Origin of the sequence: Planktothrix sp. PCC 11201 (assembly GCF_900009135.1) — a bacterium.
Taxonomy (GTDB): Bacteria; Cyanobacteriota; Cyanobacteriia; order Cyanobacteriales; family Microcoleaceae; genus Planktothrix.
Window position 1 is genome coordinate 368,242 of record NZ_LT797701.1, and the last position, 21,248, is coordinate 389,489.

Sequence of the window (21,248 nt, forward strand, 5' to 3'; positions counted from 1 at the left end):
CTCCCCTGCTCCCCTGCTCCCTATTCTCCGCCTTGGATTTTCAGTAACAGAAAGCCACCACCCAGACCCACCAGAATTAGGGAAAAGCACAGGAACGCGGTTGAGAAAATTTCGCCAGTCATGTATTTCATCTCCATTTATGATAGTTAAGGCTTATTGTATCGGATCGTTGCCACCCCTTATCATGGCCTTAACGCCTAACTAAAATTTATGTTCAATTTTGCTGAACTGGGACGTTTCCTATTTGAAGGAATTGAAGTTTTGCCCAATATTCCCTATCGCCGGATTAATGATGTTACAGTTCATCTGGATATCTACAAACCACGGAACCTCAAGGGAGTCAATAAAACTTTGGTGGCGGTTCATGGTGGTGGTTGGATATCAGGAAGCAAAGAGGAAGTCCTGCCCCAACTGTTCCCATTTTTAACCCAAGGATGGTCGATTGTTAATGTTGAGTATCGTTTAAGGAATGTGGCGTTAGCTCCGGCGGCGGTTGAAGATGTTAGGTGTGCTTTGCGTTGGGTCTTTTCCCATGGTTTTGAATATCAATTTGATCTCAATAAAATTGTCGTTATTGGTGGTTCAGCCGGGGGACATTTAGCCACGTTATGTAGTATTTTACCTAATTCTGCCGGATTTGATTTATTAGCAGAAACGGGTGAAGATATAAACCCACCTGAATTAAAAGTTGCGGCGATTATTAATCTATTTGGGATTATGGATGTTAATGATGTTTTATTTGGAGTTAACCGCCAAGATTATGCTCTGATGTGGTTCGGTCAACAACCTAATATTCAGGAATTAGCGACTAAAATTTCCCCGATTAATTACGTTCGCCCGGGACTACCTCCGATTTTAACCATTCATGGGAATCAAGATGGATTAGTTCCCCACCAACAAGCGGTTAAACTCCATCTCAAGCTAGATGAATTAGGGGTATCTAATCAATTATTAACAATACCAGGGGCAGGTCACGGGGGATTTTCTCCAGCACAGGCCCATTTACTCTATCAAACTATTCAGGATTTCTTGCAAACCCATCAACTTTGGTAAAAGGATTCAACCATGACTCAAACTATCTTAAATCTAAAAGACAAAATCAACTATTCAGAATCGGGAATTTTCAGTTCAGTGCTCTGGAAAAATGACATCTGCCAATATACCCTATTTTGTTTGGCAAAAGGAACCGATATTTCTGAACATACCTCAAGTCGAAATGCTACAGTTCAGGTATTAGAAGGAGAAGGAATTTTTACCTTAAATGGGGAAGATATTAGATTAGAACCTGGGATTTTTATTATCATGGCTGCTAACGCCCCCCATGCTTTAAAAGCAGAGTCTAATTTGGCTTTTTTATTAACATTATCCGCACCTTAATCTTAAGAAATACGGTATGACAGGGAATACCGGAGGAAAAGAAATCTTCAGGCGGATTAATTCTGATTCGGGATTCTTCAGACTATACTCTAAGCAAGGAATCCCTGGGAGATTAATTAACCGATGTTAGAACTACACTGTCATACCACCTACTCCGATGGTCAACTGACTCCAACGGAACTGGTGAAGGTCGCCGCCGAGGCTGGAGTTAAGGCATTAGCGATTACCGATCATGATACTTTATCCGGTTGGGAAGAAGCGTTTCAGGCGGCACAATTCTACGGTATAGAAATTGTCCCGGGTGTGGAATTGTCAACCGTTCATAATGAAAGATCATTGCATATTTTGGGATTTTATCCTAATAGAAATAAATTGGAAACTCCCCTAAAAGAACGTTTAAATGGACGCAAAAATAGAGCTACTCAGATCATAGAAAAACTGGCTGAGCTGGGTTATCCAATTGAGTTAGAACCCATGGGAGAAGGGATGGCAGTTGCGCGTCCCCATATTGCCATGGCGATGGTCAAAGCGGGTTATGTTAAGTCTACTAAAGAAGCCTTTGACCGATGGTTAGGAGATTATAAACCTGCATTTGTTCAGTATGACAGATTTTCGAGTATTGATGGGATTAAATTATTAAAATCCTGCGGCGCGATTCCGGTTTGGGCTCATCCTTATTTATATCAAGGGGGAAAAATTGAAACAGTTTTTCAAGAATTATTAGAAGCCGGATTAATGGGTTTAGAAGTTTATCATCCTCACCATAGTTTATCACAAATTCAACGGTTAGAAAACCTTTGTGAAGAATATAATCTATTAAAAACGGGGGGGAGTGATTATCATGGAATCGGAGAAATTAATCAGTTTAATTTACCTCTAAGTTTATTAGAACTACTGAAACAATCAGTGATCAGTTTTTAAATAATCGGGAGTAAAATCTCAAATTCCGTCCCCAATCCTAAATTAGAAATAAAATTGAGTTGACCCCCATGTTTTTCACTAATAATTTGGTAGCTAATCGCTAATCCTAATCCGGTTCCTTTTCCGGCGGGTTTAGTGGTGAAAAAAGTATCAAAAATTCGAGCTTGAATTTCTGGGGGAATACCCATTCCATTGTCCCGAATAGAAACTGATAGCCATTCTGAGTTCACATCAATATCAAGCATATCAATTTTTTTGTCAGTGGGTAAACAATATAATAATCGATTTCCCTGAGAAAGTTGGGCTAACTGCGCCGGATATATTTGATCTTCAGATAGGGTTTTAACCTGGGTATTAATCTCAATTTTGAGAGACTGTTGATCAGTTTCTTCTAACGCATCAATGGCATTAGAAATTAGGTTCATAAACACTTGACTCAGTTGACCCGAATAACACTTAATTAAGGGAATATCACCATAGTTTTTGACGACTTCAATTCCCTGTTTTAGACGATTTTTTAAAATTAATAATGTTCCATCCAGACAATCATGAATATTGATTTCCCGCCGTTGACTACCATCCATGTGGGAAAAACTATGCAAACTATTAACCAGTTGACTCAGACGTTCTGAACTGACTAAAATACTTTTAACTGCTTCTCCTAAGTCTTGCTGCAAAAATTCAAAATCAATTTCGGCTTTAACATCATCAATCGCAGGACAAGGTTTTTGGATATTGTCTTCATAGGTTTGAATTAACTTAATTAAATCTTGATAATAATTTAACAGACAGCTAGAATTTCCTAAAATACAACTGACAGGATTTCGGATTTCATGGGCAACTCCAGCGACCATTTTTCCTAAACTGGCTAATTTTTCAGTTTGAATCAGTTGGGATTGAGCCTGTTGACGTAATAATTCAGTTGCTAATTGATGAATATGGGATTGAGCAACTAATAATTGTTGAATATCGAGAAGTTGATGACGATTTTCTGTTAACTGAACTACAATGGGTTCATATAATAATTCAGGCGATCGCTTGACAACTCGATGGGCTGCTTCTACAATTAAGGTGTCTCCTGATAAAACTAATAATTGGCTTTGAGCAAACCTTTGTAATGAACGAATAGACCGTTGTAAAAACAATTCCCGTCCATAGGGACGACTTAAACATTCTAAAAATATTCGTCGAGAAATCATTCCGCTAAACTGACCATTTTGAGTTAGCATCACCCCGGGAATCAGGGGATTTTCTTCTAACTTCTGAGTCAGAATTATTCCCGGTTGATTGACATCAACTTGAGCATCATACAAAGATAAATCTTTCAGGGTTGACCCTAAATTTAACTCATTAATTGATGAAAAAGCAGGCATTAAGGATGACGTTTCCATAGAGTAAGTAGTGAGCATAATCATGTCAAAATAAATAGATTGAATTTCAATTGATTGGATAGCTGTTGCTGCATCTAAATTACCGATTCAAAAACCGTAAAATCTTCACAATTTAGTCATATTGATGACTGGGGTAGTGTCTTTCAAATCCTTAACAGCTTAAAGGATACCGTTTCACCCTGAAAAGCCTTTACTCCATTTTATTCTATAATTTATAATTTGAAGCAAAATTTTAAATTTAACCTATTATTAATCTATTTACCTGTTCTTAAACTAATGGGGATACATACTCCTATCACCCGCGATACAGGTTTAAAAAACAACAATATGATTGTGTAATTTTAGCTATCTTTCCGGGAATTTTGAAGTGAAATTGCGGGATTTGTTACCCAAAGATAGGGATGTCTTAAACTCGAACAAATCACCCGATCGCGTCCTTGATTTTTAGCTTGATATAAGGCTTGATCGGCTATAACAATTAAATCTCCGGGTGTTTTAATCGTTTTCATGGTTTCTGGATTTCCAAATTCTGCGGTAGCAATTCCCAAACTCAATGTGACATAGGAACTCACCGAAGAACTTTGATGATCAAGTTGAATAAATTTGAGATTATCTCGGATTTTTTCGGCTATTGAAACCGCTTCATTTTGATCGATTTTGGGTAACACAACCACAAATTCTTCCCCTCCATATCGAGCCACTAAACCCGGTTTTAATGTTAAAGTTTGGGCGATGACTTGAGCCACTTGTTTAAGACAATCATCTCCCACTTGATGTCCGTAGGTATCATTATACTTTTTGAAGTAATCGACATCAATAAAAATCAGAGATAGGGGAAATTCAGTGGATTTTAGTTGTGACCATTGTTGATCAAAATATTGGTCGAAAAACCGACGGTTGGGGACTTGAGTTAATCCATCTAGGCTGGCTTGAATTTGTAATTCCTGATATAATTTGTGGAGAACTTGATTCGATAATTGATGAATTTTGGACTGAGCTAGTAACAGTTGGTACATATCAATCAGTCGATAAATCTGGGGAGAAAGTTCAACCACAATAGGTTCATAAACTAAATCGGGTAAGCGTTGTAAAGCGGTTTGAGTGGCTTCTAAAATTGGTGTAGAACCCGCTAGAACTAAGATTTCTTTATTTTCCCAGCGATATAATACTTTTAAAGGACGTTTTAAAAATAGTTCAATGCCGTAGGGACGGCTTAACCGTTCTAAAAATCGTTGTCGAGAAATCATCCCAAAAAAATTGTTATTTTCTGTTAAAATTACCCCAGGTAATAAAGGGTTAGAGTTAAAATAATTAGCAACTACTTCTCCAGTTTCCGAAGTATCTACCTGACAATCATATAAACATTGATCTTGCAGGGTTGATGATAGATTAGGATAGGAAATAGCAGTAGAACTCGGGAACAGGTTGTATAGCTCAAATCCGTTGCAACTTAGCATACAATTTTGATGATGTTTGTAAAGAGATGATCTTGTAACTGATTCAGATCTCCAGAATCTTACATCAGATCAGTTATCCTCTATAATAACTAAGTTTTTAATTAATATTTGGGGGGTGCGCTGACAAAGCCCTGGGTGATTTTGTGCGTCTTTGATCGCTAGGATTTATATTTTACATTGGAATCTATGGTTAAAATGCTTAATAGTTTAGGAAATTATAGTTTAGGAAATCATAGCGGGCGATGGCGTGCTGCTACCATAGGGCTGACGCCAACCCACTACTTGGTTTTAATCGTTATCCGATAGAATTTGTAGGCGAATTTTGCCCTCACTACCATCGCCTAATTGTACTTCAATAATTTGACCCGCTAACTGTTCTAAACAGCCTAAAAGCGATCGCAAATGGGGGGTACTTGCTCCGGTATCCACATATAATCTATCCGCTAAACTACCCACTCGTTTCCAACTGCTATGCAGTCTAACCATGGTTTGTTCGAGGACGGTGGCTTGTTTCACTAAATCAGAAGCCGTATTTAAACATCCCACCCGCAACGCTTCTTCTAATGCCATTTCCATATCCACAGAAGATTGATTTAAGGCTTGAACTTGACCCGCCGCATCCAAATATTTTGATAAATTTTTGGCTTCTGATGTTAACTGTTTAATCGTATCTACATCGGGATTTTCGATCATTTCCCGTTGTAATTCCGTAATATGAACTTCTGGTAGTTTTTCCATTTCTCGCACTAAAGGCGCTAAATAGCGAGGTGGCATAGCCCCTTCCGTGGCTTTTTCTCGAATACTATCGGGAATTAAATCGGAGCTCATTGCCGTCCATTCATCATTTAATTGTCGGACTTCACGGCGAGTAATTCGATCGCCATTGCAAGCCGCATCACTCACCATTTGTTGAACTTCTGCGGGGGCTTTTGCGGTTTCGATAAATGCCCTTTTACTAAAGTTATTAATCGCATCGGGGTTAAGATGACCTTGAAGTAATAGGGCATCAGCGCTATTAGCTAATTCAATTAAAGCATAGGCTTGACTTTTGCTAATTTCCCGTTCTTTTAACCAATTTAAAAACCCTGTACCCCGTCCTTCTCCGCCTTTTTTTTCTCGATCTCTAACAACTCTTAATATTCTGCCGCGCCAGATTTCGGTTTGCAAGTCAAAGCGATCGCAAACTTTCCAAGCGACATCAATTTGGTGTTCAAAATCCAATTCAGGAATTTCCGCTTCTGGATCAGGGAGTTCAAAATGCAGATCCTGAAATTCAGCTAAAACCTGGATCAGTTCATCGGGGATTTGGGGACTGTCGGCCATTGGACGCACGTTGGGTTGGGAGACTGCCCGGATCATTATTGCACAATTCGGGAACCTCTGGAGTTCTTCTGGGGGCGTTGTGTCCAGTTCAGACAGGCTATCTGTTGTTGGTTAGATTTGGTAATTTTGTTATAAATTAGCCCAAACACTCTGGGAATATATAATAGAAAGTATGATCTAACCCCTCAATAAAATTTGTTAAAAAATCTCTTATGAACGTTCAAGAACTCCTCAAGGCGGCTCAACAATTGAGCTTATCCGATCAGGTTCATCTAGCCAGTCAAATTATGCAGTTAGTCGAACAAAAAATGCTACCCTCGACAGGAGAAATTGCCCCAATTCCCCAGTCAAAAGACCCCCTAATTGGTCTTTTTGCAGGTTCACCCGATTTGGCAACCCAGTCTGAGGAAATCTTGAATCGAGAACTGAACTCAACCTCTGGTTTTACATGGAAAGAGTAATCGCCGATACTGGTTTTGTTGTCGCTCTCGTTAATCGTTTGGATCAACGCCATGCTGACGTAACGCCCATTTACTTACAGTATCAACAGATTTTTCTTCCCCAGGTCGCATTGGTTGAAATTGCATATTTGATCGGTTTAGAACAATATATCGATAGTAGAATTGATTTTGTTGATGCCTGCATCATGGCGATCGCAGCAATTACAGGATATCAAAAATATCTTTCACCGCGTAAAGGATTCTCCTGTGCATACCGAGTTTTACACAAGACTGATTCTTGCTCCCAATATATTAAAAAATTGATTAAAAAATATGGTATAATTGATGCTATTCCCTTAGCCAATCAACGCTTCAAATCTTGTAAAACTGCCGCTCTGATTCTCTATAGTGAAACACAAAAAAAACAGCGTCCGTGTCAGAACTTAATTAATCAAAACTGTCAATGCAAACCTGAAGATATTTTAGCAGGAATTTGTGAAGTTTCATTTTGCTTTATCACGGATTGTGGTGACGGGGCAAATTGTAGTTTATTTTAAGGTGGAATACCTGATATTTTTCATCTAAGTTTCCTACATTCAGGATCGTGGCAAGGGCAAACTTTGAGAATAGTCCTAGGTTTGTGCTTTTGCTTTTGGTATAATTTAGCGATGTAATAAGGCCCCATACCATATAGCCCTATTGCTAGTTGGAATCCAGACATAAAAGTATTTGGATTAATAAGTTGATAAAATTCAGAGGCTGTAACAATAGCAAAACATACTTTAATTAAATCCAATATTTTCCCATATTTTAGATACAGAAATAATAGACGTAATAAGGCTTCAAGATAGCCCCGATTATAACCTATAGCCTGTGCATCTTTCGCTGCATTCTTAATTTGTTCTACTTGTTTTTCCAAGATACTTTTTTTGTTAAAGGTCGAGTTATCTACATAACTACCTATCAAATTTGCTCGAATCAAAGATACTTGCATTAGACCCGAAGCAGCACCACACTCAAGAAATAATTTCTGGCTTTGCTGATAGTGATAATCTGCACTTTCAATCAATTGACACGCTTCTAAAACTTGACCTAATCTTAGATGATAAAATCCAGTTGCTGCTGGGTTGCTATCAGCTAAAGTAGATTTGTTAGTAGGAAAATTTTCGATTTCCAGCATCTGTTGACTTTTAATATAGAGTTGAGCCGCCGTCACAAAATCATACTGTGCAAAATAAACTCGACCTAAATAATGTAAGCAATTTCCAAACAATCCTAAAATTTTTATATTTTCTTTTTTTTCCTGTTTGCAGATAATCTCTAAAAGATTTTTAGCTTGATTCATATAATCTCTGGCTTCCTGAAATTGGAATCTATAAAAATAGTAATGCCCTAAAAAAAGCCAAGTCATTGCTAACTGTTGATCTAAATTAGGATTTCGCTTACATAGGATTTCAGACTGATCAAGAATTTTTTTCATTTTTTGATATTGGCTACTATTTTCATAGTAAGTTGCCAATTCCAATTTCAAGTCAATTTGTTTAGATTCATCTGTTTCTAAAGCGATTGCTTTATTGATAGATAATTCCGCTTCCGGATCAGAAACTGATAAATGTGTTAAACATTTGAATTGTGCAAAATATAGACTATAAGGTGGATTTTTATAATTGATTTCATACTCTTTTAGAATAAGTTTAATTTCATAAGACCATTCTTGAGTTCTCTCTAAAATTTGTAGGGCTTTATTGGTAAATTTAGTTAACAATTGGGAACAAAGTGGTAAATATTGGATATTTTTAGAGTTATCTTTTAAAGCCGTAATCACATTAGCTAAATCTATTTCATCCTCAGATTTTTCTAAAAGAAGATTCAAATGATGATCATTTTCCAGATCATTTCGACGTAATCTATTTCTTAGACTTTCTCGACGATTAATCGATTGATTTTTTGTTTTAATGTTCATCTTGAATTCTCCTTAAAAATTCATAAAGTAAGCTATGAATTGAATATCGGGATTCGTCTTTCAGACTGCGACTGCTATCTAAAAGGTTAAATTGACTGCACTCTGTTATTGCTTGTCTAAATTCATCATTATTCAAACCCGATGGTTTTTGCAGGTCGGAACTAGGAATTAAATAGCCCGCAGCATACTTAATCATTAAGTTTAAAATCAGTAGAGCATTATCTGAAAGTGAATTTAAAGATTCTTCATATAAAAACTCTTGAATATCTTGATCTTGTTCAAATCGTTCAAAAATTTTTAATAAAGGGTCGTCATAGATTCTTAATAAGTTCATCACCAATGAAATCATCAAAGGATTACCCTCTGTTTTTTGATAAATTGGCTCTAATTCTTCATCTAATGCTTGTTTGACAATATCTAATTCTTGACCTTGGTGTCGAATCATCTCTAAAGTCGCTGACTTATCTATACCAGGTAACTTAATTTCTCTCACTGCACAATTATTAGCTTTTAGATCTTTACGAGAAGTAAATATGACTTTACTGGGTCTAATATTGCACATTGGGTCAAAAGGGTTAAATCTAGCTAAAAGCTTTTGATATTCGGGTAATGTTTCCAAATTATCAATAACAATTAAATAAGGTTCGGATGTTAATTTTCTTTGCAGGGCTAAAAAATAATCTTGATTTGCAGGAGGTAAATTAATGTCTAATTGTGAAGCGATATCATAGATCATGTAATCTGTATTGATATCTTTTTTATTGTTGTCTTTTTTAACTGACATATTGGGTTCTAAATAATAAGTCCTTTTAGCCATAGTCCAAGCTAACTTAAAAAAACCTGCATCAGCAGCATATTCACCCACTAATTTTTCCGTCAAAGAAGTTTTTCCGATTCCCCCAGCACCCGTAATACTCATCAACCAATAATCATCACGAGTTTGGAGATGATCTCTGAGTTGCTCAAGGATTGTATTAATTCCAAATAACTTTTTTTGCTCCCAATTTGTTTTCTCTCTTAAAGTAATTTCAATTTGATGGCATTCTCTGTGATCTTCTGAATCAATTGTTTCAATATTAACAGTTAATGAGCTATTAATCGGCACAGTAGCCTCGGCTAAACCAATTTTATTATAGTAACGCTCTACTACCGCTTGCACATTATCCCGATTTACCTTTTCTCCACATAGGTTTGACAATCTCTGCCAAAGTTTGTATGCAGCCGTCTTAACACTTCCACCATCAAGGTACTCGCTATTTCCAATTTCGTCATAACTTTTGCCATCTTTACCCTTCCACGCTTCTTTCAAGATAGTAGTTTCCAGGGTACTCAAGGTTTTGAGCTTCTTAGCCATCAGTTGTGAACTGATAAAATCCAAAGCCGCATTAATGTCCATTAGTCTATCTGGTGGTAAGTTACAGCTTGAAATAATAACTATAACTCACTTTGATTGACTTTAATTAACTTTGCATCCTTCAAACAAAGTTTTCCCTTACCTAAATTAACTTTTAAATCACTAACTTTCATCTACAGACAATTAAACAAGTAAGTTTTAATCTGGTAATTACAAACACCATAAAGCAATCTTTAAACACCATGAATAAACCATTCAAGCTAATTATATTTAGCCTAATTTTATTATTTTTAACCCCTAGTTTGGGGTGGAGATCTTTGGGTATTGCATCTGCTAGTACAGTTTGCTGCGAACAGACAAAAGACGGTTGCTATTCTTGTGATCCTAAGTAGGAGAACATAGGAATAAACTTGCATGAAAAATCATCAGCTGTAGCTAATAGCACGATCCGATTTTCTCTCCGCTTAATTCAACACAATTCCCGTAGGGGCGGGTTCGCCAATATCTCGAATACCTGCTAGAAATTTCACTAAACCCGCCCCTTTTTATTATCAATTAACAGCAAACTCCGTGTAAGGACGAATATTAGGGGGATGAAACCCTAAGACAATTTGAGTTTTGGGAATTCCTGCCTTGACTAACTCATTGGCAATTCCATCCTCTAATCCATCTCGATGTATCCAAATTTTATCGCCAAGCACCTCTATATGAACCAAACATCCATGAACCTGTACATCATCTTCCCATCCCAAAGTAATCAATAAAAAGTTGTTTCTATCTTCACTCACAATCAAACGACATTGTAAATCCCCGTAAGCATAGGGAATTTCTGTATATTCTTTAAGTTTTTCTTGAATAACTTCTCGATATTGAACTAAACTATCCATTGAACAATTTCCTCCTTTTGACTTTCAAAAATCAATAAATTAACTCGATATTTGTTAATCACTAACTGTCCAATTGGCTCAGAAAAAATTGCCTGATAGGTTGTTTTACGAACAGCCAGATACAACAAACAAAACGTAATGGATCATTCGTAATCGTCCAGCCATCTTTAACCAAGGCATTTTTTGCTGCATAATAGAAAGATAGCTGAAGAAATCCAGCTTCTACAATTTAAAGGTAAAATTATGGCCGTTGAGTATGACTTGGTGGTGATTGGAGGTGGTTCTGGGGGGTTAGTGGTTGCCAGTGCCGCTGCCCAATTAAAGGCAAAAGTTGCTTTAGTAGAACGCGATCGCCTAGGGGGAGATTGTTTATGGTTTGGTTGTGTTCCTAGCAAGTCTTTAATTCATGCCTCTCGGGTGGCTTATGAAGTTAAAAATGCAGCAAAATTTGGGATTTATACCGATAATTATAACATTAATTTCGCTAAAGCCGCAAGTCATGTTCAACAGGTTATTTCTACTATTCAGCCCCATGATTCTCCCGAGCGGTTTGAATCTTTAGGAGTTGAGGTTATTTTTGGAGATGGTGAATTTTTAGATAACAAAACCTTCGGTATTAATGGGCGTAAACTAACCGCTAGAGCCTTTGTAATTGCCACGGGTTCCCGGGCAGCTATTCCTAATATTCCAGGGTTAAATCAAGCAGGTTTTCTCACCAATGAACAGGTTTTTTCTCTACAAGATTGTCCTGAATCCTTAGCAATTTTTGGAGGAGGGCCCATAGGCTGTGAACTGGGACAAGCCTTTTCTCGGTTAGGGTCAAAGGTGACAATTTTATCGAGTCGAAATCAAATTTTACCGAAAGAAGATCCCGAAGTGGCAAAGGTAGTTCAGGATCAATTATTATCGGAAAATATTGTGATTTTAAATAATACCAAAGCCGAACGGATTGAAATAGAAAATAGCAAAAAGAAAATTATTGCCGGGAACCATATTATTTTAGCCGATGAAATTTTAGTTTCCGTGGGACGAGTACCTAATATTGAATCCTTAAATTTGGAAGCGGCGGGTGTTATAATAAATCCATCGGGGATTCAAGTTAATGATAAACTCCAAACCACTAATCCGTATATTTACGCTTGCGGAGATGTCATTGGCGGGTATCAATTTACTCATGTTGCGGGTTATGAGGCTGTTGTGGTGTTAACGAATGCGCTATTTTTTCCGATTAGTAAAGTTAACTATCGGGTCATACCTTGGGCGACTTTTACCGATCCTGAATTAGCTAGAGTCGGGTTAACAGAACAACAAGCAAAGGAACAGTATGGGGAGGATATTTGTGTTTTAAAACAACCTTTTGGGGGAGTTGATCGTGCCATTGCTGAAGCAAAAACCCTAGGATTTGCTAAAATTATTACTCGGAGGAATGGTGAGATATTAGGTGCTCATTTAGTGGGTGCATCCGCCGGAGAGTTAATTCATGAAATTGTTTTGGCCATGTCTCATGGTTTGAAGGTTTCCGCTTTGACTGGGATTCATATTTATCCGACTTTATCTGAAGTTAATAGTAAAGCAGCATTATTGTTAAAAAAACAAAAATATGCAGCGAATACTTGGCAACAAACGCTTTTAGAACGATTTTTTAATTGGAGGCGATCGCTTTAATCTTACCCTATGAAAATTATCACTTTAAATCTTCGTTATGATAAACCCGATCAAGGTAACAATGACTGGAAGTTTCGCCGTTATGCGATTGCTAAATTAATTGAAAAACACAACCCTGATATTATTGGAACCCAGGAAGGAACAGCCCATCAACTCTTAGATTTACACAGATTATTACCCCAATATCAAAGTATTGGCACGGATCAAATTGGCAATGGAACTGGAGAACATTGTGCTATTTTTTATCAAACTAAAACGTTCCAATGTATTGAATCAAAAGATTTCTGGTTAAGTAATACTCCTAAATTGGTCGGAAGTATCAGTTCAGAATGGGGAAATTCTACCCCTAAATCCGTGAGTTGCGGGGTGTTTATTTCCAGAGAAACCCAACAACAAATCACCGTTTTTAATACCCATTTAGATTATTATAGTCAACAATCTCGAAAATTGAGTATTCCGTTAATTCAAAAATACTTAAATCAAGTTAATCTGGAGCATTCCTTATTAATATTGACCGGAGATTTTAACGCCGAACCCCATAGTGAAGAACGTCAAACTTTATTAAAACCCCTTGCTAATGGGATTCAATTACTAGATAGTTTATCCGATATTCCTTTAGAATTTCAACAAACCTTTCATAATTTTACAGGTGAAGCGATCGCCGCCGTTGATACGATTTATTATGATTATCGGATGTTATTAAAATCTGTGAACATTGACGTTAATCAAATTAATTATATTTGGCCGTCGGATCATTTTCCCGTCATTGCAGAATTCAATCCAGTTGTTGAGTAGATGAATGGATTTAATCTAACCAATAAATAATAATTTTCCGACGATTAGGGAAATACTTTTGAGCTTGGTGATCACCAGATCACCAGTTTAAGTACCTAGACCAACTGATCATTTGTCTGTTCAAAAATTGGGCAAATTTTGGGTTATTCCCTAATGATCGTGTTGACACTCTCAGGTTTAAAAACACTGAGATTCTTGGTTCAACGAAACCACTTAATCAAAGTACCTTGCAGTACTTCAACCAGAGGTGGGATTCTCCCCAAGCGTGAATTCGGGTATGCCCTACCCTATTCGCAGTGAGCCTGTCGAACTGCTGCGAGTTCTTTTTTACTTGAAAACTGTTCGTCTAGCTCCCATGAATCTTTTACCCACTGCTGGGGGAAAACTAGAACTGTGCAGTAGAACCCTATAGATTCAATTGTCAAGGTGAGCGCGTTTTGCCGTTAGGCGACTAGGTTTTTAGACAGGTTGTTTACCTTTTCCTGTTACCGTAAATGGTAGCATAAATCCATGAGAATATTCACGGGGAATAAATTCCCTTGGGTCGCTTTTCATCTGGTGGGCTGAAGCCTCTGAGTTTTCAATCTCCCAGACTTTTTTTATAAAATTCTAATAAAACTACCAAAAAATCAAGTAAACAGCCATCAATTGTGAAAAAATTAATCACAAAACTTTATTAAATACACATTTAACCAACCTCACATCAATCAATTTTTAAATACAGCTATGGATCACTCCCTAAAAAACGGCAACCCTCACACAACCGTTCAAATTCTTGACTATCAAATTGTCGAAACAGTTTATTCAGGAAGTCGCACTTTAGTTTATCGGGCTATTCGTAACAGTGACCAATTATCTGTGATCATTAAACGGCTGAAAAACGATTATCCCACCTTTAGCGAATTGGTACAGTTTGGCAATCAATACACGATTACTAAACATCTCAAATCCCCTCTAATCATCGAAACCTATAGCCTAGAAGTTTACAAAAATGGCTATGTGTTAGTCATGGAAGATTTTGGGGGGATGTCTCTGCAAGAATGGGTAGTTAAAGGGAAAAATATCCTCTCTTTAAGTGATTTTTTACAGATAGCAATTACCCTTTGCAATATCTTAGATATACTCTACCGAGAGCGGATTATTCATAAAGATATTAAACCCAGTAATATTTTAATTAATCCCGAAACCAAACAAATAAAATTAACTGATTTTAGTATTGCTTCCTTGCTACCTAGAGAAACACAAATACTGCTTAATCCTAACGTATTAGAAGGAACACTGACCTATATTTCTCCCGAACAAACCGGACGAATGAATCGGGGAGTTGACTATCGAACTGACTTTTATTCATTAGGTGTAACTTTCTACAAATTACTCACAAAAAAATTACCTTTTCAATCCAATGACCCGATGGAGTTAGTCCATTGTCACATTGCCAAAGTACCACCCTTAGTCCATAAAATCAATTCAAAAATTCCCCAGGTACTCTCGGAAATCGTTAATAAATTGATGGATAAAAATGCAGAAGACCGCTATCAAAGTGCTTTAGGGCTGAAATATGATTTAGAAAATTGTTTAACTCAACTGCAAGAAACGGGTAAAATAAAAACCTTTAAAATTGGACAACGGGATCTGTGCGATCGCTTTTTAATTCCCGAAAAACTCTACGGTCGAGAACCAGAAGTAACTCAACTCTTAGCAGCTTTTGAAAGAGTCAGCACCGGAAACCCCGAAATAATGCTAGTTGCAGGTTTTTCTGGGATTGGGAAAACTGCCCTAATTAATGAAGTCCATAAACCCATTGTCCGTCAACGGGGTTATTTTATCAAAGGCAAATATGATCAATTCCAACGAAACATTCCCTTCAGTGCTTTTGTACAAGCTTTCCGTGATTTAATCGGACAATTATTATCAGAATCCCAGAGTCAACTGCAAACTTGGAAAACTCAAATATTAGCAGCAGTAGGAGATAACGGACAAGTCTTAATTGATGTGATTCCCGAATTAGAAAATATCATCGGTCAACAACCACCAGCACCGGAACTATCAGGAAGCGCCGCCCAACATCGGTTTAACCTCCTATTTTCCCAGTTTATGCAAGTCTTTACCAGCATTGAACATCCCTTAGTCATGTTTTTAGATGATTTGCAATGGGCAGATTTAGCGTCACTGAATTTACTCAAACTATTAATCCAAGATACCGGACATTTATTAATATTAGGAGCCTATCGAGATAATGAAGTTTACCCCGTTCATCCCTTGATATTAACCTTAGATGAAATCGGGAAAACCGGGGCGATTGTGAATACAATGACTTTGCTCCCTTTAAGTGAATCAGATCTAAATTGCTTAGTGGTAGATACACTGCATAGTGAATCATCTCTGACGCAACCTTTAACAAAATTAGTCCATCAAAAAACTCAAGGAAACCCCTTTTTTATCACCCAGTTTCTGAAAGCATTATATGATGAAAAACTGATTAGCTTCAATTGGGATATTTGGCATTGGCAATGTGATCTTTCCCAAGTCAAAGCCTTAGCAATTACCGATGATATCGTGGAATTCATGGCATTGCAATTACAGAAGTTACCAATAGAAACTCAGGAGGTGGTAAAATTAGCAGCTTGTATTGGAGCGCAGTTTGATTTAGCCACTTTAGCCATCGTTTCAGAAACCTCTCAATCTCTGACCTCAATGGCGGATAAACTATGGAAAGCCTTACAAGAAGGGTTAATTTTTCCGATTACGGAAGTCTATAAATTCTTTACCCAATCTGACGGGATTTCCAGCGTCAACCCCACTGCTAATGCCCATTATAAATTCCTGCACGATCGCGTCCAACAAGCGGCTTATTCCCTAATTCCCGACGACCAAAAACCAGCCCTGCATTTACAAATTGGTCAATTGCTATTAGCTCAAACCGCACCGGAGCAACTCGATGAGAAAATTTTTGCCATTGTTAGTCAATTTAACCTAGGCCTCGACCGAATAACTAACACCGAACAACGAGATCATCTGGCTAATCTAAATCTGATAGCGGGGCGAAAAGCCCGAATCTCGGCGGCTTACCCGGCAGCAGCCCAATATTGTGACCTGGGGCTACAACTGTTAGACACTGACAATTCTGACCCATGGAACAGACAGCCGATTCTCACTTTAGAATTGCATACCGAAGCCGCTAATTCAGCCTGTCTGATTGGGGAATTTGAGCGGGTAGAGGCTTGGGTAAAAGCAGTTCTCCAGCATACCTCCAGCCCCCTAGAACAGGTCAAAATTTTAGAAATTCAAATTCAATCCTTAATCGCCCAGAATCAATTATCAGAGGCTATTCAGGTCGCCCGCACAACCCTGAAACAGTTGGATGTGGAGTTACCCGCCCATCCCACCCCAGACATGATTCCAGAGGCTCTGGAGGCCATTGGCGAGGGACTCAGGATTGAGAATGTGATGAATTTACCCCCGATGAGCGATCCTAAACATCTGGCTGCGATGAATATTCTTAGCAGTATGGCCTCGGCTGCCTACATGGGTTCCCCAGAACTTTATCCGTTAATTGTCCTCAAACAAATTGAGTTATCCCTGGAGTTTGGCAATGCAATTCAAACCCCCTATGCCTATTCCACCTATGGACTAATTCTTTGTGCCTATGGGGGAGAAATTGTCGCTGGAAATCGGGCGGCGGATATTGCGATCGCCTTGATGGAAACCTTGAAAGCATCGAGTTTTAAAGCCAAAATTATCAATTTAGTTTATCCCTTTGTGCGGATTTGGCAACAGCCCATTCACACGGTATTGATGCCTTTAATTGAAGGTTATCAAGCGGGTTTGGCATCGGGAGATTTGGAGTTCGCAGCCTACTGTGTCCATAACCGATGTGAGCTTGCTTATGCGACGGGAAATGAACTGCTCCAACTCCGGGAAGAAATGCAAACCTATGGCGAGGCGATCGCCCAACTCAATCAAACAACCGCTCTGAACTTTCATCAAATTCATCAACAGGCCGTCTTAAATTGGACGGGTGAAGCCGATGATCCGCAGCAACTCGTGGGCAGCGCTTACGATGAAACCACCCGATTTCCTCAACATCAATTAGCTGGAGATACCTACTCCATCGGCAGTGTTAATGCCCATAAATTGGTTCTAGCTTACCATTTTGGCCAACCAGAAAACGCCCTAGAAAGGGCAGAAATTTCTGAGAAAACTATTGGTAGTATTATTGGGACGGTGTTCTATGGCGTGTTTTATTTCTATCATGCCCTGACGTTACTGGCTAATACCAAGACCTTGCCCATCAGTGAAGCGGTGACTCAGGATCTGGATCGGCTGATCAACTGGGCGACTCTAGCACCGATGAATTTTGCCCACAAATGTGATTTAATTCGGGCGGAACAGGAGCGGATTTTAGGTCACAAAGCCGAGGCGATGGAGTTTTATGATCGGGCGATTGCCGGGGCTAAAACCCATGGCTTTATTCAAGAAGAAGCACTGGCCAACGAACTCGCCGCCAGGTTTTATTGGGAATGGGACAAACAGAAAATCGCCGCCGGATATATGCAAGAAGCCTACTACTGCTATGCCCGTTGGGGAGCCAAAGCTAAAATTGCTAATTTAGAACAATCCTATCCCCAACTCCTAACACCCATCCTGCAACAACCTCGGGTTATGGACTCTGTTCAGGAAACGATCACCGGGGGAACGATTTCTGGGACTAAAACCTCCACCAGTATCTCTGAAGCCCTAGATTTGGCAACTTTGATCAAAGCCTCTCAAGCGATTTCTCGGGAAATTGAACGGGATCAATTAATCACTACTCTCCTAAAAATGGTGATTGCTAATGCCGGAGCGAGTAAGTGTGTGTTACTACTTAAACAAGATAGTTCGTTAGAATTAGTTGCTTTGGTAGAGGAGGGAAAACCACCGCAACTCTTACCCTCAATTCCCCTAGAATCAAGTTTAGATGTAGCAATTAGTTTAGTTAATACCGTTGAGCGAACCAGGGAACCTTTAGTATTAGCTAATGCGGCGATAAATTACCGATTTATTGCTGATTCTTATATTCACAAATATCAGCCAAAAAGTATCCTTTGTAGCCCGATTTTGAATCAGGGAAATTTGATTGGAGTTTTATATCTGGAAAATAATTTGACGATCGGAGCATTTACCCGTGATCGGGTTGAACTTCTGAATTTAATCTGTACTCAGGTGGCAATTTCTCTGGAAAATGCCCGACTGTATGAGCGAGAACAGCAAAAATCCCAAGCCTTGGAAGACGCACTAAACGATCTGAAAAACGCTCATTTACAACTTGTACAAAATGAGAAGATGTCGGCTTTGGGTAATTTGGTTGCGGGTGTTGGTCATGAAATGAATAATCCTTTAGGGTTTATTTATGCTAGTCTACAACAAGCTAAACCGACTTTTTTTGACCTAGTTGAACATTTAAAACTCTATCAACAAACTTTCCCAAATCCTGGTGCAGAAATTCAACGCCATGCCGAAGAAATTGACTTAAATTCTAGTTTAGAAGACTTGCCAAACATATTAAATTCCATGGTAATGGCTTGCGATCGCCTGAAAAATATTAGCACTTCGCTCCGCACTTTTTCCCGGGCTGATCGAGATTACAAAGTACCATTTAACATTCATGAAGGGATTGATAGTACAATTTTAATTCTGAAACATCGCCTCAAAGCTAACGAAAAACGTCCGGCAATTGAAGTAATTACTAACTATGGTGATTTACCCAAAATCAATTGTTTTCCAGGTCAACTGAATCAGGTATTTATGAATATTTTGGCCAATGCGCTCGATGCTTTAGATGAGTCAAATACCCATCGCAGTTTGGCAGAAATTCAGGCAAATCCTAATCGGATTACCATTACAACTGCTTTAGTAGATAACCAAGTGAAGATTAATATTGCTGATAATGCTCAGGGGATGACTGAAGATGTTAAACAAAAAATATTTGACCATTTATTCACAACGAAATTAGTGGGGAAAGGGACAGGTTTAGGACTAGCGATCGCCCGTCAAATTGTGGTAGAAAAACATGGGGGAGAGATTCAAGTCAATTCCGTCTTAGGTGAAGGAACTGATTTTACCCTCATTTTAGCAGCCAAGTGATTAGGCATTCTAAAATTGTAGGGGTAAGTTCGACCCCATCTGACACATCCTCTGTTAACCTTTTATTCTGATTAATAAATCAAGGAGCCGCCACGGCGTTGATTTTTCTGTAAAAAATTCTATCCTTTTTTGTCATTGAGTGTTAGCATAGATGGACTTTGTAAGTCGCTGGCTATCTTGGGAGTTGGGTCACCATAATGGACTATAAACAAGAATTAATTACCACAATTCACGACTTTGGTTGCGATCTCGACTTATTAGAAGCCCGACTTATCCAACTTTGTGAAACTTGCCCCACGGCGGTCTTGATTCCAGCCCTATACGAAGAACTGGAAAGACCCGCTCTGACCCGGATTCGAGATTGCCTCAAAGACTGTCATTTCGTTAATACCATTGTGGTCTGTTTGTATGCTAAAACCCTAGAAGAATATACAAAAGCGGTTCATTTTTTTAGTGTTCTACCCCAACCCACCCTGGTGATTTGGGAAAATAGCCCAAGAGTCAACCAACTTTTAGAAAAATTGCGGGAAAAAGGCCTAGACCTGATGAGCTTCAAAGGCAAAGGTCGGGCGGTTTGGATTGGTTTGGGGGTGGTATCCCTGCAAGCCGAAGTGATTGCGCTTCACGATGCTGATATTATTACCTACGATAAATCCTATCCCCTGAAACTATTATTTCCCCTGCTGGAAAAAGAACTAGGGATTTCCTTTAATAAAGCCTATTATGCCCGATTGGGCGGCGAACCTAGAAGTTTCCATGGTCGGGTGATGCGTCTATTTGTCACCCCGTTATTGGTGGCACTGATGGATTTATATGGCTATAACAATTATCTGCGCTATTTAAGTGCCTATCGTTATCCCCTATCTGGGGAATTTGCCCTAACCAATGATATCGCCCTTAATACTCGAATTCCCAGCAATTGGGGCCTAGAAATTGGTTTATTAGCGGAGGTTTATCGCAATGTTGTTCCCCAAAGAATTGCTCAAATTGATTTAGGTAACTTCGACCATAAACATCAAACTATTGGTCAATCTCCCACCGAAGGATTACGCAAAATGTGCGCTGATATTCTGCGGTCGATTTTGCGTACCTTAATCGAAACCGAACGGGTGGTGGTGACTAGGGAACAAATTCATACCTTGCGAATTAAATTCAAACGGGAAGCCCAGGATTTTACCCGCCAATATTTTGTCGATGCTCGGTTTAATAATATGCAGTATGACCGTCATCACGAAGAAGCGATTATTGATGTCTTTGAAAAAGTGATCGCCGAAGCGGGTCAGGAATTCTTTCAAAATCCGGTCACGGCTGAAATTCCCGACTGGACAAGGGCTTTGGCCGCCATGCCCGCCCTGCGAGAACAACTGCGCGAAGCAACCCGCCGAGATATGGCAGAAGCTAAAGCAATTTTAGCGACAAATCCCGATTTCATTTCCCAGGGGGATATCAATACCCACCCCAAAGACCTAGATATCATTCCGACAATGCCTTGATTACTGGTCTGATTGGAGTTGGGTGGAATGGACTGGGCTACAATGAATTCTCAAGGTGA

At 38.7% G+C, this 21,248-nt stretch carries 17 protein-coding genes; 9 read left to right on the forward strand and 8 right to left on the reverse strand.

Going from position 1 to position 21,248, the window contains the following annotated elements; translation table 11 throughout:
• Positions 1–20: 20 nt before the first annotated feature.
• Positions 21–122: a cytochrome b6-f complex subunit PetM gene (petM, locus tag PL11201_RS11820; RefSeq protein ID WP_079679570.1), complete on the reverse strand. Its 102-nt coding sequence runs from the start codon at positions 120–122 to the stop codon at positions 21–23.
• Between the two features lie 88 nt (positions 123–210).
• On the opposite strand from petM, the gene PL11201_RS11825 reads away from it, so the two are divergent.
• The 3 genes from PL11201_RS11825 (at position 211) to PL11201_RS11835 (ending at position 2,298) form a co-directional block, all read left to right on the forward strand.
• Complete coding sequence (locus tag PL11201_RS11825; protein ID WP_079678901.1) at positions 211–1,053, forward strand: alpha/beta hydrolase; 843 nt, start codon at positions 211–213, stop codon at positions 1,051–1,053.
• Positions 1,054–1,065: 12 nt separating this feature from the next.
• Positions 1,066–1,377: a cupin domain-containing protein gene (locus PL11201_RS11830; protein ID WP_079678903.1), complete on the forward strand. Its 312-nt coding sequence runs from the start codon at positions 1,066–1,068 to the stop codon at positions 1,375–1,377.
• Positions 1,378–1,500: 123 nt separating this feature from the next.
• The gene (locus PL11201_RS11835; RefSeq protein WP_079678905.1) at positions 1,501–2,298 is read left to right on the forward strand and encodes a PHP domain-containing protein; all 798 of its coding nucleotides are present in this window, start codon (positions 1,501–1,503) and stop codon (positions 2,296–2,298) included.
• On the opposite strand, the gene PL11201_RS11840 is transcribed toward PL11201_RS11835, so the two are convergent.
• The 3 genes from PL11201_RS11840 to PL11201_RS11850 form a co-directional block, all read right to left on the reverse strand.
• The gene (locus tag PL11201_RS11840) at positions 2,295–3,707 is read right to left on the reverse strand and encodes a sensor histidine kinase (RefSeq protein WP_079679571.1); all 1,413 of its coding nucleotides are present in this window, start codon (positions 3,705–3,707) and stop codon (positions 2,295–2,297) included. The two genes, PL11201_RS11835 and PL11201_RS11840, sit on opposite strands and share 4 nt — an antisense overlap.
• 323 nt (positions 3,708–4,030) lie before the next feature.
• Positions 4,031–5,146, reverse strand: a complete 1,116-nt coding sequence (locus PL11201_RS11845; RefSeq protein WP_079678907.1) for a GGDEF domain-containing protein — start codon at positions 5,144–5,146, stop codon at positions 4,031–4,033.
• A gap of 288 nt (positions 5,147–5,434) precedes the next feature.
• On the reverse strand, positions 5,435–6,469 hold the full coding sequence (locus PL11201_RS11850; protein ID WP_079679572.1) for a hypothetical protein: 1,035 nt from the start codon (positions 6,467–6,469) through the stop codon (positions 5,435–5,437).
• 212 nt (positions 6,470–6,681) lie between these two features.
• On the opposite strand from PL11201_RS11850, the gene PL11201_RS11855 reads away from it, so the two are divergent.
• Both PL11201_RS11855 and yidD read left to right on the forward strand, forming a co-directional pair.
• Positions 6,682–6,930: a hypothetical protein gene (locus tag PL11201_RS11855; protein ID WP_079678908.1), complete on the forward strand. Its 249-nt coding sequence runs from the start codon at positions 6,682–6,684 to the stop codon at positions 6,928–6,930.
• A complete protein-coding gene (gene yidD, locus PL11201_RS11860; RefSeq protein WP_079678909.1) occupies positions 6,918–7,466 on the forward strand; it encodes a membrane protein insertion efficiency factor YidD in 549 nt (182 codons plus the stop codon). Before PL11201_RS11855 ends, yidD begins: the two co-directional genes overlap by 13 nt.
• Positions 7,467–7,486: 20 nt before the next feature.
• Here the strand turns inward: yidD and PL11201_RS11865 are convergent, their stop codons facing one another.
• From PL11201_RS11865 to PL11201_RS27510, 4 genes are all read right to left on the reverse strand, one after another.
• Positions 7,487–8,872, reverse strand: a complete 1,386-nt coding sequence (locus tag PL11201_RS11865; RefSeq protein ID WP_079678910.1) for a tetratricopeptide repeat protein — start codon at positions 8,870–8,872, stop codon at positions 7,487–7,489.
• Positions 8,862–10,181: an NB-ARC domain-containing protein gene (locus tag PL11201_RS11870; RefSeq protein WP_159451536.1), complete on the reverse strand. Its 1,320-nt coding sequence runs from the start codon at positions 10,179–10,181 to the stop codon at positions 8,862–8,864. The genes PL11201_RS11865 and PL11201_RS11870 overlap by 11 nt, the downstream gene beginning before the upstream one ends.
• 596 nt (positions 10,182–10,777) lie before the next feature.
• A complete protein-coding gene (locus tag PL11201_RS11875) occupies positions 10,778–11,113 on the reverse strand; it encodes a XisI protein (protein ID WP_079678912.1) in 336 nt (111 codons plus the stop codon).
• Positions 11,101–11,241 (reverse strand): element excision factor XisH family protein, encoded by a 141-nt coding sequence (locus PL11201_RS27510; RefSeq protein WP_081696189.1) that lies wholly within the window; start codon positions 11,239–11,241, stop codon positions 11,101–11,103. The genes PL11201_RS11875 and PL11201_RS27510 overlap by 13 nt, the downstream gene beginning before the upstream one ends.
• Positions 11,242–11,356: 115 nt before the next feature.
• On the opposite strand from PL11201_RS27510, the gene PL11201_RS11885 reads away from it, so the two are divergent.
• From PL11201_RS11885 to PL11201_RS11900, 4 genes are all read left to right on the forward strand, one after another.
• A complete protein-coding gene (locus tag PL11201_RS11885; RefSeq protein WP_079678913.1) occupies positions 11,357–12,778 on the forward strand; it encodes a dihydrolipoyl dehydrogenase family protein in 1,422 nt (473 codons plus the stop codon).
• A gap of 9 nt (positions 12,779–12,787) precedes the next feature.
• The gene (locus PL11201_RS11890) at positions 12,788–13,573 is read left to right on the forward strand and encodes an endonuclease/exonuclease/phosphatase family protein (RefSeq protein WP_079678914.1); all 786 of its coding nucleotides are present in this window, start codon (positions 12,788–12,790) and stop codon (positions 13,571–13,573) included.
• A 726-nt stretch (positions 13,574–14,299) separates the two neighbouring features.
• On the forward strand, positions 14,300–19,696 hold the full coding sequence (locus PL11201_RS11895) for a trifunctional serine/threonine-protein kinase/ATP-binding protein/sensor histidine kinase (RefSeq protein ID WP_079678915.1): 5,397 nt from the start codon (positions 14,300–14,302) through the stop codon (positions 19,694–19,696).
• Positions 19,697–19,893: 197 nt separating this feature from the next.
• Complete coding sequence (locus PL11201_RS11900; protein WP_079678917.1) at positions 19,894–21,189, forward strand: glycosyltransferase family protein; 1,296 nt, start codon at positions 19,894–19,896, stop codon at positions 21,187–21,189.
• The last annotated feature ends 59 nt before the right edge of the window (positions 21,190–21,248 follow it).